Origin of the sequence: Streptomyces anandii JCM 4720, from assembly GCF_014650655.1 — a bacterium.
In the GTDB taxonomy this organism is placed as follows: domain Bacteria; phylum Actinomycetota; class Actinomycetes; order Streptomycetales; family Streptomycetaceae; genus Streptomyces; species Streptomyces anandii.
In genome coordinates this window covers 127,793-141,044 of sequence record NZ_BMVJ01000014.1, presented here as the reverse complement: position 1 = coordinate 141,044, position 13,252 = coordinate 127,793, and the positions used below count along the sequence as shown (strand labels likewise).

Here is a 13,252-nt window from a genome sequence, read left to right as displayed (position 1 = left end):
GGACGCGAGCGGGAGGACGGCGCATGCTGGAGCTGTCGATACTGGGCTTCCTCTACGAAGAGCCCCTGCACGGCTACGAGTTGAAGGCCCGCATCCAGGCCCTGCACGGCCACATCCGTCCGGTGAGCGACGGCGCGCTCTACCCGGCCATCACCCGCCTGGTGAAGGCGGGTTCGATCGAGCAGCGCACCGAGCCCGGCAGCGGTGCCGCACACCGCCGCATCCTGTCCCTCACCGAGGCCGGCCGCAGCGATCTGCTGGCCCGCCTGAGGAACCCCAAGGACGTGGAGATCACCGACGGACAGCGCTTCTTCACGCTGCTCGCCTTCTTGCGCCACCTTCCGGACCCCGCCGACCAGGCCGCCGTGCTGCGCCGCCGCCAGGCGTTCCTCGACACCCCGTCGAGCTTCTTCTACCGCGACGACGAACCCGTACGGGCCGAGGAGGCACCGGACCTGTTCCGCCAGGGCATGCTGCGCATCGCCCGCGCCACGGGAACCGAGGAGAGGAAGTGGCTGCAGGAGGCGATCACCAGTCTGGAGAGCTGAACGAGGTCCAGCGGCCCGTACGGTCCTCGCCTCCGCGGCATCCGCTGAACTACTCCTCCTCCTTCCCCGATCGTCCCTGCTGCCGCGAGCGGTGCACCCAAGCGGCGTACAGGCTTCCCAGTGCGACGCACACGCCGGCGAGAGCCTGCGGCGAGACGTGCCCGACGCAGATCAGGACGACGCCTGCGCACAGTACGCCGAGAAAGGCCACGAGATCGCCGAGAGCGGTCCGGCCGGACTTCGGGCCGCGAGTCATGAGGGTCCTCCCCGCTGAGATGTGCCGGGAACCTGCCGCGGCACAGAGCGCGGAGGCTGCTGCGGCTCTTCCTTGCGAGCCGCGGCGCGATCCACGATGTATCCGGTGGGACGGCTCGATCCAGTTTGTCTCCTTGTCTGTTGGACAAGTAAGACAGACCCGGCGTCGCGCGTCGTGGTTCAGTTCTTCATCGGGTGGGGTGAGCGTGCCGGACAACCAGGGCAGGGGCCGTCCGTACGGCGAGTTCTTCCAGGGGTCGAGCGACGAGGTCAGAACCCTGGCTTCGCACCTTCGCGACTGGACGCGGGAGGCCGGCCTCACCATCGCGCAGTTGGTGGCCCGGTTCACCGAGGACCACTTCTCGGGCGCGATCCCGAGCCGGGCGACCGCCGCGACCCGGCTGAGCGGCAAGAACCTCGACCTCGCCTTCGCGGAGGCGGTGGTCGACGTGTGCTCACCCGACCATCACGTGGCCGGCCCCCGGCTCGAGCTGGTACGTGATCTCTGGAGGCGCTCTCAGCAGCGGAGCACGCCCTCTGTCCAGCGCGGACGGCTGACCGGCGCCTCGCCCTCCGCCTCCGACCAGTCGTACGTGGTGCTCAACCAGCAACGCACCATCGAGGCGCAAGAAGAGCTCCTGCGGGCGCGGGAAGCCAAAAGCCGCGCCGATGAGACACTGAGCCGGAGCAACGCGCTGATCATGATCCTCCTGCGGATGTTCAACGACCTGCAGCTGAAAGTGGCGGATCTCCGACGCCGGGCGGACGGCTATACGGGCGAGGCAGGTGTCGACGCCCGGGAACATCAGCGTGTGCTGTCGAAACTCGACGCCGCGCAAACGCAGTTGACGCAGGTCGAGGAGGAGAAGCGGCAGGCCGAGGCGGAGCGGGACGAGGCTCTGCGCGTGCGGGACGAAGCCGAACGCCGGGCGGAGCGGCTTCAGCAGCGGCTGGACCACCACCGCACGGCCTCGTCGGACGCGGACCGGGAGCCGGCCCACCAGCCGGTGCGTGACGCCGACTTGGCCGATCCGGACGAGTTCTTCCTCCGTGATGTCAGCGAGGCACTGGCCAAGGCTCACTCCATCAACGCCGAGAGCGCACGCCTGATGCGCGAGGCCCGGGACAATCTCGGCCTGGAGGCGGACAACTCTCCGAGCAGTGCGGACGGGCTGGACTATTCGTCGGACAATGCTGGAGAAGGCCTGCCCGTACCGCCGCCGGATGCCGTGCTGCTGCCCGTCCCCGCGCCCGGCCCGGGCGGACGAACCGGCGGCGTGTCAAGCGTGATCGCGGTGACCGTGCCGGATCTCGGCGAAAGCGTGACCGAGGCCGTCGTCACACGCTGGCTGAAGGAACCAGGCGATCATGTCGCGTACGACGAACCTCTGGTCGAGGTGTCGACGGACAAGATCGACATAGAGGTACCGGCACCGGTGGCCGGCGTCATACTGCCGGGCACAGCCGCTCTTGACGACTTACTCGGAGTGGGGGCGGCCCTGGCGCACATCCGCGCCGACCCGGAGCCCCTGGCCGTCAGGCTGCCGCCGCTCGGTGACGGGGCCGAGGCGGAGCCTCCCGTCACCTGGCTGAAGAGGAAGGGCGACCGGGTCACGTACAACGAGCCCCTGCTGAAGGTCGCCGCGCGGAACGCCGACCTCGTGCTCCCCGCGCCGGCCACCGGCACGCTCACGGAGATCGTCGCCGCGTCTGGTGAAACCGCGTCAGCCCGCTCGGTGCTCGGCTACGTCCAGCCCGACCCACCGGCACTGCGAACAGCCGACACCGCGAACGGGCACGGGACTCCGACGCGTCGAGGCCCCTATGTCCCCGTGCACTTGCCGGCCCTGGGCCAGGAAACGCGGGAAGCCACTCTGATTCGCTGGCTCAAGCAGGAGGGCGACCCCGTCGTGGAGGACGAACCACTGTTGGAGGTGTCCACGGACAAGGTCGACACGGAACTTCCCGCACCGGCGACGGGCATATTGACCGGGCTGAGGGTCCGGCCCGATGAGACCGTGCCGATCGGCACCGTCCTCGCGCATATCAGGGTCCACCGTTCCTTCACCGTGACGATGCCCGCGGTCAGCGAGTACGTCCAGGAGGCGGTAGTCGCACGCTGGTATGCGGCAGACGGGGAACTCGTCCACCAGGACGACGAGTTGCTGGCCGTCGAGACCGATGTCGCGGACTTCGTGGTGCGGGCTCAAGCCCCCGGAATGGTCGAAATCCTCGTGGCGGAGGGCCACACGGTCGCGTTCGGGAAGCCGCTCGCGCTCATCCACTCCGTCGAGGGCGTCCGCGGTGAGCGGCGCGGTGCGCCTTGACGGACGTCTCGGTCGCCGGAGGCCGGCCGGGGTCAGCCGAGGGTCAGTTGTGGGCGACGATCGCGACGGGGGCGGCGATGTGGTGCAGGGCGGAGTGGGCGACGTGCCCGATGTGGCCTGTGAACGCGCCGGTGCGGATGCGCCGGCCGACGACGACCAGGGAGGCGTCCCCGGCGCTGTCGACGAGGACCTGCTGAGGGCTTCCGCACCTGCTCGCCTCGATGACCTCCACGTCCGGGAACTTCTGCCGCCAGGGACGCAGCACCTTGCCCAGGAGGACGGCCTGCCCGGTCTCGAACGTGTCATGAACTTCGACGCCGCCGGGGAACTGGTGGTAGGAGGTCGCCGGGTCGGGCCAGGCGTGGACGACGCGCAGGGCTGCCTTGCGGAAGGCGGCGGCGTCGAAGGCGAACCCCAGCAGCGTGTCGTCCGGGTGTTCCATGTCCAGGCCGAGCACGACGGGCCGCGAGGGCGTCTCCGTGGACGGCAGGCCCCCCGTATCCGTCCGCTGTGCGCCGGCCGCCTGCTGCCCCGCCCTCACCAGCACGACCGGACGCTCCGCGCGGGCCACGACGCCCTGGCTCACGGAGCCGACCATGAAGCCCCGCAGCCCGCTCAGACCCCGCGAGCCCAGCACGATCATCTCGGCGGAGCCCGCCGCCGCGCACAGTTCGTCGGCCACGTTTCCCGTGAGCTGCTCGGTGACCACCTCGATCCCGGGGTGCCGTGCCAGGGCGTCCTGAGCGAAGTCGCGGGTCAGCCGCCCCGCCCAGCGCTGATAGCCCTCGAGGTCCAGCAGCGGGGTCTGGGCCAGGCGCCGGGGCGTCGGCTCCCGCACGTGCACGACCTTCAGCGGCAGGCGGCGCAGCCGCGCTTCACGCGCCGCCCAGTCGGCCGCGGCCCGGCTCTCGGGCGAGTCGTCGACGCCCACGGTGATCGTCCGTGACATGGTCTCCTCCTCCCGGGGACAGCCCGAGACAGCCCGGGGCAGCCCTGGACAGTCCGAGGCGGCTCTCCCCACCAGCGTCCGACTACGCGTCCGGCGCCGGTAGGGACCACCCGGCCCCATCGGGGCCCTCTGGACCCCCTGCGGATCCCTGGCCGGTGCCCGGCCGGCCTCGACCACGGATGCCGGCGCGAGCACCAGCACGGGCCCCCGCGACAGTCGGCAGGGGCCCGTGATTCACGCGGCTCACCGGCTGCTGGTGGCCCGGCGGCCGGGTTCTACTTCAGGTGGCGGGTGAGGAACTGCGCTGCGGCCTCTCCGGCGAACTGCGGGACGCCGGTGTGCCCGCCCATGTTGGCCTGCAGGGTCTTCTCCTTGGAGCCGAACGCGTCGAACAGGTCCAGCGCCGCCTGCCGGTCGTTGCCCTCGTCGTCCCACTGGAGCAGGACGTGGAGCGGGATGGTCACCTGCCGGGCCTCTTCGAGGACGGCGCGCGGTACGAAGCTCCCGGCGAACAGGATGGCGGCCGAGATGCGCGGCTCGGCCACCGCCATCCGGATCCCGATGGAGATCACTCCGCCCGAGTACCCGACCGGGCCGCCGATCCCGGGCAGCGACAGGAGGGCGTCCAGGGCGGCCCGCCATTCCGGGACCGACTCCTCGACCAGCGGGAGGACGAGGGCGTCGACGATCTCGTCGCCGACCGGTTGGCCGGCCTCGATGGCCCGGCGCATGTCGGCGCGGGCCTGTTCGAGCGCGGCTCAACGGGGCCGGTCCCCGCTCCCGGGGAGCTCGATGGTGGCCGCGGCGAAGCCGTCCGCCGCGGAGCAGCGGGCCCGTCCCGCGAGCCGGGGGTACATCTTGTCCAGCCCGCCGGGGTGGCCGAGCAGGATCAGCGGCGCCGGCTCCGATGCGGACGCGGACGCGGGCGTCCACAGGATGCCGGGGATGTCGCCGAGGGTGAACCGGCGCTCGAGGACACCGTCGTCGAGACGCCGCTCAGAAGTGAAGTGCATGGTCGTGCCTTTCGGGAGTGCTCGGATACGGCGCTCCCGGACGACCTACCGCCCGACCGTGACCCCGGAGGGGAGCACCCATGTCGATACTGCGTTCACGGGTACCACCTCCTCCTTCTCCAGCACGGCCTGGCGGAAACGTAGCAGCGGTCGCACCGGGCCGCCAACCGGATTACCGCGCGCACTGCACGACTTGGGGGCTCCTCGTGCGGCGGCGGACAAGAGCCGGGCCGTGGGACACAGCTCGGTAAAGAGACGCCGCGGGGGTTGTTAGTGCAATTTCACATTACTATGTTACGGGTCACACCGCACCGGAGCCCGACCGCGCTCCCGGTCCCGAGAAGGAGTGGCTGATGTCCCGTCAGACCCGCGCTCTGTCCGCAACGTTGGGCGCCTCGCTCGCCCTCGCCCTGCTGGGCGCCTGCACAGGACACGCGGACGACGACGGCTCGGAGAAGCATCGTCCAGGTGTCTCCACCGGCACGGTCATCGGCGGCACCCCGAAGAAGGGCGGCACCCTCACCGTGCTGTCCGACCAGGACTTCGCGCACCTGGACCCGGCCCGCAACTGGGTCATGCCGACCATGGACTTCGGCTCCCGGCTGCTCTACCGCACGCTGACCACGTTCAAGTCCGCACCGGGCAAGGCCGGCAGCGAGATCGTCCCCGACCTCGCCACCGACCTCGGAAGACCCTCCGACGGCGGCCGCACCTGGACCTTCACGCTGAAGCCGGGGCTGAAGTACGAGGACGGCACCCCGATCAGGGCCCAGGACGTCAAGTACAACGTCGAGCGCTCCTTCGCCCCGGACCTGGCCGGAGGCCCCGACTACGCCCAGCGGTACCTGGCCGGCGCCGAGGGCTACACCGGTCCCCTGCAGGGCAAGCACCTGGACTCGATCAGGACGCCGGACGACCGCACCATCGTCTTCCGACTGCGCAGGCCGGTCGCCGAGTTCTCCTACACGGTCACCCTGCCCACCTTCTCCCCCGTGCCCGCCTCCCGGGAGAAGGGCGTCCAGTACGACCTGCGCCCCTTCTCCTCCGGGCCGTACCGGATCGACACCTACGAGCGGGGCAAGAAGCTGGTGCTGGTGCGCAACCCGCACTGGGACCCGGCGACGGACCAGGTGCGCAAGGCCTATCCGGACCGCATCGTGGTGCAGCAGGGCCTGAAGCGCGGCCAGATCGACGACCGGATCATCGCCAGTTCCGGGGCGGACGCCTCCGCGGTCGAGTGGTCCGACATGGACCCCGCCAGCATCGCGAAGGTGCTGCCCCGGCCGGAGGTCAAGAAGCGGCTGGCCGCCGAGCAGACAGGCTGCACGGACATGCTCGCGCTGAACACCTCCCGCGCCCCCTTCGACAACCTGAAACTGCGTCAGGCGATGCAGTACGCCGTGGACAAGTCGGCGCAGGTCACCGCGAACGGCGGCCCCGCCCTCAACGACATCGCCACCGGCTACCTCCCACCGTCCCTGACCGGCGTCCGCCGCGCCGACTTCATTTACGGACGGTCGGCCACGGGCGACGTGGAGAAGGCCAGGAAGCTGCTCGCCGAGGGCGGCAGGCCCAGCGGCTTCGCCGCCACGATCACCGTGTCCACGGGCGACAAGACCCGCGCCGAGGCGCTCCAGCAGAGCCTGTCCCGGGTCGGCGTCCGGCTCCGGATACAGACCGTGGACCCGTCGGTCTACTACGACACGATCGGCGACACCGAGCACGCGCCCGACATGGCCATCAGCGGCTGGTGCCCCGACTACCCCTCCGGCTCCACCTTCCTGCCCTTCGTGTTCGACGGCCGGACCATCAGGGAGAAGGGCAACCAGGGCAACATCTCCCAGTTCCGCGACAAGGCGGTGGAGAAGCGGATGGACGAGATCGCCGCGATGTCCGACGCCGGCCGGGCCAACCAGGCGTGGATCGACCTCGACCCGACCATCCAGCGCAAGTCCCCCGCCGTGCCCCTGCTCTGGCCGCGCAAACCGCTGCTGGCCGGTGACAACATCGCCGGGGCCTTCGGACACCCGGTCTGGACGGGGCAGTTCGACTTCGCCGTGATCGGCCTGAAGGACCCGGCGAAGAGCCGGGGCTGAGGACGAACCGCCGACCCGGGACGCATCCGATGACCACCATCCCGAAGCAGAACCCGCAGACTCCGCAGACCCCGCAGGTCTCGCCGGCCTCCACGCGGTCCGGCGCCCCCTCGCCGCTGCCCGAGAGCCTCTGGCGGGCGACCTGGCGCAAACTGTGGCGCGACCGGGGCAGCAGGCTCGCCCTGGCCGCCGCCGCGCTGCTGGTCCTGACCGCCCTCACCGCACCGCTGCTCAGCCGCCTCGGCGGCTGGTCGCCCACCGAGTTCGACAGCCACGCCATCGACCCCTACCTCGGCGGAATGCCCCGTGGACCGCTCGGCGGCATCAGCGCCGAACACTGGCTGGGCGTCGAACCGGCCACCGGCCGCGACCTGTTCGCACGCGTGGTGCACGGAGCACAGGTCTCCCTGCTGATCGCGTTCGCCGCCACCGCCATCGTCGTCGTGGTGGGCACCGCCGCGGGCCTCGCGGCCGGCTACTTCGGCGGCCGCGTCGACACCGTGCTGAGCCGGGTGATGGACCTGACCATGTCCTTCCCCTCGCTGATCTTCATGATCGCCATGATGTCCGTGGCCCAGGACGTCAACCGGGTCCTGCTGATGACCGCCGTCATCGGGGTCTTCGGCTGGCCCGGCATCGCCCGCGTGGTGCGCGGCGAGGCCCTCTCCCTGCGCCACCGCGAGTACGTCGAGGCGGCCCGCGTCGGCGGCTCCGGCCCGTGGCGCATCCTCACCCGGGAGGTCCTGCCCAACATCTCCGGGCCGGTCATCGCGTACACCACCCTCCTCGTGCCCGGCATGATCAGCACGGAGGCGGCCCTGAGCTTCCTGGGCGTGGGCGTGCGCCCGCCCACCTCCTCCTGGGGCCAGATGATCGCCGAGGCCGTCAGCTACTACGACACGGATCCGATGTTCTTCCTCATCCCCAGCGCCTTCCTCTTCACCGCCGTGCTGGCCTTCACCGTGCTCGGCGACGCCCTGCGCGACATCCTCGACCCCCACGGAGGCCGCCCGTGATCGCGTACCTGGTGCGCAGATGCCTCGGCGTGGCCGGTGTGCTGCTCGCGATCTGCGCCGTCACCTTCGTCATCTTCTACCTGCTGCCCGCCGACCCGGCCTCGGCCGCCTGCGGGAAGACGTGCAGCCCGCAGCGGCTGGCCGAGGTGCGCCACTACATGGGCCTCGACCAGCCGGTGTGGCGCCAGTTCGGCGACTACCTCGTGGGCATCTTCGCCGGGCGCGACCTCGGCAGCGGACCGCACGCCCTGCACTGCGGCTTCCCGTGCCTGGGCTACTCCTACGACAACGCCCTGCCGGTGTGGGACCTGCTCATGGACCGGCTGCCGGTCTCCGCCTCGCTCGCCGTCGGCGCGGCCTGCATGTGGCTGGTGCTGGGGCTGGGCGCCGGCGTGACCGCCGCCCTGAAGAAGGGCGGCCTGCTCGACCGGACCCTCATGGTCGGCGCCGTGGCCACGGCCTCGCTGCCCGTCTACTTCACCGCCGTGATGCTCCTCTACGGCGTCGTCCGGATCGGCGGGCTCCTGCCGTACCCCACCTACACACCGCTCACCGACGACCCGGCGGGATGGGCGGAGAACCTGCTGCTGCCGTGGACCGCGCTGGCCCTGCTCTACGCGGCCATGTACGCGCGCCAGAGCCGCAGTTCGATGATCGAGGCCATGGCGCAGCCCTTCATCCGCACCGCCCGCGCGAAGGGAATGCCCCGGCGGGTGGTGGTGGTCAAACACGGCCTGCGCTCCGCCCTCATGCCGGTGCTCACCATCTTCGGCATGGATCTCGGCGCGCTGCTCGCCGGAGCCGTCATCACCGAGTCCATCTTCGGCATCCCCGGGGTGGGCCGGCTCTTCTACGACGCGCTGCAACGCTCCGACCAGCCCGTCGTGCTCGGGGTCACGCTGCTGGCCGCCTTCTTCATCGTGCTGGCCAACGTCGTCATCGACCTGCTCTACGCGGTCGTCGACCCGAGGGTGAGGAACTGAACGTGCCGCCCATCACCGCCCCTTCCGACACACCCCTGCTGAGCGTGCGGGACCTGCGCGTCCAGTTCGACACCCCCGCCGGAACCGTCCGCGCGGTCGACGGGATCTCCTTCACCGTCGGAGCCGGCCGCACGCTGGGGCTGGTCGGCGAGTCCGGCTCCGGCAAGTCGGTCACCTCCCTGGCCGTCATGGGCCTGCACCGGCGGGCCCGGGTCAGCGGATCGATCGCGCTGGCCGGGCGGGAACTGCTCGGCCTGAGCGACCAGCAGCTCAGCAGGGTGCGCGGCCGCCGCATGGCCATGGTCTTCCAGGACCCGCTGTCCGCGCTGCACCCGGCCTACACGGTCGGGGAGCAGATCGCCGAGGCGCACCGCCGCCACTTCGGCGCCGGCCGCCGGGCCGCCCACCGGCAGGCCGTGGACATGCTCGGCGAGGTCGGCATCCCCGAACCCGCCCGCAGGGCCGGGGAGTTCCCGCACCAGTTCTCCGGCGGCATGCGCCAACGGGCGGTCATCGCGATGGCGTTGTCGTGCGAGCCGGACCTGCTCATCGCCGACGAGCCCACCACCGCCCTCGACGTCACCGTGCAGGCCCAGATCCTGGAACTCATCGCCCGGCTCCAGGAACAGCGGCGGCTCGGCGTTCTGATGATCACCCACGACCTCGGCGTGGTCGCCCGCGTCGCCCACGAGGTGCTCGTCATGTACGGCGGACGAGCCGCCGAACAGGCCCCGGTCGACGACCTGTTCCGGCAGCCGGCCCACCCCTACACCCGCGGCCTGCTCGACTCGCTGCCACGGCTGGACGACCCCGACGACGCGCCCCTGCGCGCGATCCCGGGCAGCCCGCCCTCGCTCGCCGCCCCGATCCCCGGATGCCCCTTCGCTCCCCGCTGCTCCCGGGCGGCGGGCGCCGACGCCGGCGTCCGCGCCCGCTGCGCCGGCGAGCGGCCCGAGCCGGTCGGCCACGGCACCGGCCGGCTCGTCGCCTGCCACCTGCCCCTGCTGCCCTCCGGTACGTCCGGAAGCGGCGCCCCGCTCACGGCCGAGGAGACCCGATGACCCCGCCGACCGCCCCGGCCACCACGGCACGCCCGGGCACCGCCCTGCTGTCCGTACGTGACCTGGCCAAGACATTTCCCGGACGGCGCCGCCTGGGCCGGCCCGCCGCCCCGGTACGGGCCGTGGACGGGGTCGGGTTCGACCTCGCGGCGGGCGAGACACTGGGCCTGGTCGGCGAGTCCGGATGCGGCAAGTCCACCACCGGCCGGATGCTCGTACGGCTGCTGGAACCGACCGCGGGCACCATCGCCTTCGACGACCAGGACATCACCCACCTCCCCCAGCGCCGGCTCAGACCGACGCGCCGGCACCTGCAAATGATCTTCCAGGACCCGTACGCCTCCCTCAACCCCCGGCAGACCGTCGCCCGCATCATCTCCGAACCCCTTCTGGTCCAGGGTGACTCCGCGCGGGACGCACGCCTGAAGGCGGGCGAGTTGCTGGACCTCGTGGGGCTCGGCCAGGAACACCTGGACCGGCATCCACACGAGTTCTCCGGCGGCCAGGCGCAGCGCATCGGCATCGCCCGCGCACTGGCCACCGGACCCCGGCTGGTCGTGGCCGACGAACCCGTCTCCGCGCTCGACGTCTCCGTACAGGCGCAGATCGTCAACCTGCTGGAACGGCTCCAGGACGAACTCGGCCTGGCGCTGCTGTTCATCGCCCACGACCTGTCGGTCGTCAGACGGATCTGCGACCGGGTGGCGGTGATGTACCTCGGCCGCATCGTCGAGATCGGCGGCAAGCGCGAGGTCTACGAGACACCGGCCCACCCCTACACCCGGGCGCTGCTGTCCGCCGTACCGCTGCCCGACCCCGTCGCCGAGCGCCGCCGCGAACGCATCCTCCTCCTGGGCGACCCGCCCAGCCCGGCGTCCCCGCCCAGCGGCTGCGCCTTCCACCCGCGGTGCGCGAAGGCCCAGGACATCTGCCGCACCCAGCGGCCCGAACTGGAAACGGTGGGCTCCCCGACCCGCCAGGCGGCCTGCCATTTCCCCGACAGCCCCTGAGGCCGGCACCGCTCGCGTCGGCGTGCCCCGGCTCACCAGGGCGGCCCTCTTGCGGACGGGACCAAGCCCCCGGCGGCCTCATGGGCCGACGGGGGCTCCTCTCAAGAGGCCAGGCCTCGACGTCGGTGACGGTGACCACGCCCCCTGCCGGGATCGGTCACCACGGGGCCTTCCAGGGCGACGGCGGTACGCCGGGCCGCGGCCGTGCGCCGTAGCTCAGACCTTCCTGCCGCCCTGCCGGTAGACGGCGACGGCCACCGCCAGGTCCTCCCAGGCCATTCCGGTGGTCTTGACGACCAGGGGACGGTCGGCGGGGACGGTGGCTTCCGAGCGCGGCAGTCCGGCCATCGTCATCAGCGAGTCCGGGTCGAGCCCCTCCTCCTTCACCGCGAGGACGACGTCACCGGCCTCGCGGAGCGCGACCTCGCGGCTCTCGACGACGACCGTCGCACGTGCCATGAGCGCGCCGTCGAGCTCGCGGGCGGCCGGCTCGTGGGAGCCCACGGCGAGCACGACCGCCGTGTCACGCACCAGGCGCCCCTCCACGACCGGTTCGCGGGCCGAGGTCGCCGTGACGACGACGTCCGCGGCGCGGACACGACCGGCCAGCACGGGGTCGCCGGCCGCCAGATGACGGTCCGCCCAGGCCGGAGGCGCACCGCCGCGCCGGGTGACGGCGGTGACCTCGGCGACCGGTACGTGCGCCCGGATGGTGCGTACGTGTCCCTCGCCCTGCGGGCCCGCGCCGAAGACCACGAGCCGCAGCCCGCCGGGCGAGGAGCCCGCGAGAGCCCGCAGCCGGCTCAGGCAGGCGGCGACCGCGACCGCGGGCGTGCGCAGGGTCGTCAGGGCGACCCCGTCGAGGATCGCGGCGCAGGTCAGCGTCTCGCTGTCGTGCAGGAGGTAGGTGGCGTCGATGCGTGGCAGGCCGCGCGCGGGGTTGCCGGGGGCGACGGTGGCGACCTTCACTCCGTACCAGCCGCCCGCCTCCGAGGGCATGAGCAGCCCTTGACCGCGGGCCAGCGGAAGGACGGCACGCGGCGCTTCGGTGTCCGGGTCGAGTCCCCGGGCCAGTGCGTCGCGGATCGCGCCCACGGCGGCGACCGGGCCGAGCGCGACGACGTCCCGGGCGTCGAGGACCACGCTCATCGCAGCACGAACCCGGGAAGGAGGGCGTCGCGGGGGTCGACGGTGAACCGGCACGTCCCCACCGCGTGGGCCGTGCCCGTCACCGCCGTGATCACCGCGTGCTTGCCGTGGGCCGTGGTCTCCCGCGTGATCCGTGCGCGGAAGACGGAGCCCACCACCGACTCGTGCCGCAACTCGTCGCCGGGGCCCAACTCCCCGGCGTCGGCGAGCAGCGCGGCCCTGGCCGACGTGCCCGAGCCGCACGGGGAGCGGTCGACGGCGCCGTCGGCGAACACCGTGATGTTGCGCTGGTGCAGCACCCGGCCGCCGTCGGCGCGCGACCGTGGCGGACTCACCTCCTCGGTGAAGACCGTGCCGTAGATCCCGGACAGCCGGGCGTCGGCCGGGTGGTCGGCGACGCGCGAGGCGTTGAGCTCGTCGCGGATCTCCCGCGCCACGCCGATGAGTTGTGCGACGTCGCGCGGCCGGACCCGGAGACCGGCCGCCGCGGCGGGCAGCACGGCGTACGTCGCGCCGCCGAAGGCGATGTCGACGGTGACCGTGCCGAGCGAGGTCGCCACTTCGACGCCGCGGGCATGGACGTACGCGGCGACGTTGGTGAACGTGACGTCCTCGATGCGGCCGCCGCCGGTGCGGACGCTCGCCGTCACGCGGCCGGAGGGGACGTCGACCACGACGTCCGTCACCCCGTCGGCGGGGGCGGCCACCCGGCCCGAGGCGACGGCCCACGCGCCGAGGGCGATCGTGCCGTGACCGCAGGCCGTGGAGAAGCCGTCCTTGTGCCAGAACAGGACGCCCAGGTGAGCGCCGTCGTCGTCCGGCGGGACGAGGAAGCCGCCGTACAT

11 protein-coding genes and 1 pseudogene are annotated in these 13,252 nt (G+C 72.0%); 7 read left to right on the top strand and 5 right to left on the bottom strand.

What is annotated here, in order from left to right; all coding sequences use genetic code 11:
• The first annotated feature begins 23 nt into the window (after positions 1 to 23).
• Complete coding sequence (locus IE249_RS24250) at positions 24 to 548, top strand: PadR family transcriptional regulator (RefSeq protein WP_189707842.1); 525 nt, start codon at positions 24 to 26, stop codon at positions 546 to 548.
• 49 nt (positions 549 to 597) lie between these two features.
• Here the strand turns inward: IE249_RS24250 and IE249_RS24245 are convergent, their stop codons facing one another.
• On the bottom strand, positions 598 to 804 hold the full coding sequence (locus tag IE249_RS24245; protein ID WP_189707840.1) for a hypothetical protein: 207 nt from the start codon (positions 802 to 804) through the stop codon (positions 598 to 600).
• 205 nt (positions 805 to 1,009) lie between these two features.
• On the opposite strand from IE249_RS24245, the gene IE249_RS24240 reads away from it, so the two are divergent.
• Positions 1,010 to 3,130, top strand: coding sequence for a biotin/lipoyl-containing protein (locus tag IE249_RS24240; protein WP_189707839.1), 2,121 nt, complete (start codon positions 1,010 to 1,012; stop codon positions 3,128 to 3,130).
• A 43-nt stretch (positions 3,131 to 3,173) separates the two neighbouring features.
• Here the strand turns inward: IE249_RS24240 and IE249_RS24235 are convergent, their stop codons facing one another.
• Together IE249_RS24235 and IE249_RS24230 are read right to left on the bottom strand one after the other, a co-directional pair.
• Entirely contained in the window at positions 3,174 to 4,079 is a 906-nt protein-coding gene (locus IE249_RS24235; protein WP_189707837.1) for a universal stress protein, read from the bottom strand.
• 275 nt (positions 4,080 to 4,354) lie between these two features.
• Positions 4,355 to 5,092 (bottom strand): annotated as a pseudogene (locus IE249_RS24230) (alpha/beta hydrolase family protein).
• Between the two features lie 353 nt (positions 5,093 to 5,445).
• On the opposite strand from IE249_RS24230, the gene IE249_RS24225 reads away from it, so the two are divergent.
• The 5 genes from IE249_RS24225 to IE249_RS24205 are packed head-to-tail and all read left to right on the top strand — an operon-like array spanning position 5,446 to position 11,258.
• On the top strand, positions 5,446 to 7,188 hold the full coding sequence (locus IE249_RS24225; protein WP_189707835.1) for an ABC transporter substrate-binding protein: 1,743 nt from the start codon (positions 5,446 to 5,448) through the stop codon (positions 7,186 to 7,188).
• Positions 7,189 to 7,217: 29 nt separating this feature from the next.
• Positions 7,218 to 8,204 carry an ABC transporter permease gene (locus IE249_RS24220; RefSeq protein WP_189707833.1) on the top strand — a complete coding sequence of 329 codons (987 nt, stop codon included), beginning with the start codon at positions 7,218 to 7,220 and terminating at the stop codon, positions 8,202 to 8,204.
• Complete coding sequence (locus IE249_RS24215) at positions 8,201 to 9,187, top strand: ABC transporter permease (protein WP_189707832.1); 987 nt, start codon at positions 8,201 to 8,203, stop codon at positions 9,185 to 9,187. The genes IE249_RS24220 and IE249_RS24215 overlap by 4 nt, the downstream gene beginning before the upstream one ends.
• A gap of 2 nt (positions 9,188 to 9,189) precedes the next feature.
• Positions 9,190 to 10,248, top strand: coding sequence for an ABC transporter ATP-binding protein (locus IE249_RS24210; protein WP_189707830.1), 1,059 nt, complete (start codon positions 9,190 to 9,192; stop codon positions 10,246 to 10,248).
• Complete coding sequence (locus IE249_RS24205) at positions 10,245 to 11,258, top strand: ABC transporter ATP-binding protein (RefSeq protein ID WP_189707827.1); 1,014 nt, start codon at positions 10,245 to 10,247, stop codon at positions 11,256 to 11,258. The genes IE249_RS24210 and IE249_RS24205 overlap by 4 nt, the downstream gene beginning before the upstream one ends.
• A gap of 216 nt (positions 11,259 to 11,474) precedes the next feature.
• Here IE249_RS24205 and IE249_RS24200 read toward each other — a convergent pair whose 3' ends face one another.
• Together IE249_RS24200 and IE249_RS24195 are read right to left on the bottom strand one after the other, a co-directional pair.
• Positions 11,475 to 12,407 carry an ornithine cyclodeaminase family protein gene (locus IE249_RS24200; protein ID WP_189707825.1) on the bottom strand — a complete coding sequence of 311 codons (933 nt, stop codon included), beginning with the start codon at positions 12,405 to 12,407 and terminating at the stop codon, positions 11,475 to 11,477.
• The coding region (locus IE249_RS24195) for a proline racemase family protein (protein WP_229859178.1) at positions 12,404 to 13,252 on the bottom strand (849 nt) is incomplete at its 5' end. The genes IE249_RS24200 and IE249_RS24195, both read right to left, overlap by 4 nt.

Bases quoted from the DNA above. Each gene is read 5' to 3' on its own strand.
- IE249_RS24205 (WP_189707827.1), top strand. From the start codon at position 10,245: ATGACCCCGCCGACCGCCCCGGCCACCACGGCACGCCCGGGCACCGCC.
- IE249_RS24235 (WP_189707837.1), bottom strand. From the start codon at position 4,079: ATGTCACGGACGATCACCGTGGGCGTCGACGACTCGCCCGAGAGCCGG.
- IE249_RS24200 (WP_189707825.1), bottom strand. From the start codon at position 12,407: ATGAGCGTGGTCCTCGACGCCCGGGACGTCGTCGCGCTCGGCCCGGTC.
- IE249_RS24225 (WP_189707835.1), top strand. From the start codon at position 5,446: ATGTCCCGTCAGACCCGCGCTCTGTCCGCAACGTTGGGCGCCTCGCTC.
- IE249_RS24245 (WP_189707840.1), bottom strand. From the start codon at position 804: ATGACTCGCGGCCCGAAGTCCGGCCGGACCGCTCTCGGCGATCTCGTG.
- IE249_RS24250 (WP_189707842.1), top strand. From the start codon at position 24: ATGCTGGAGCTGTCGATACTGGGCTTCCTCTACGAAGAGCCCCTGCAC.
- IE249_RS24220 (WP_189707833.1), top strand. From the start codon at position 7,218: ATGACCACCATCCCGAAGCAGAACCCGCAGACTCCGCAGACCCCGCAG.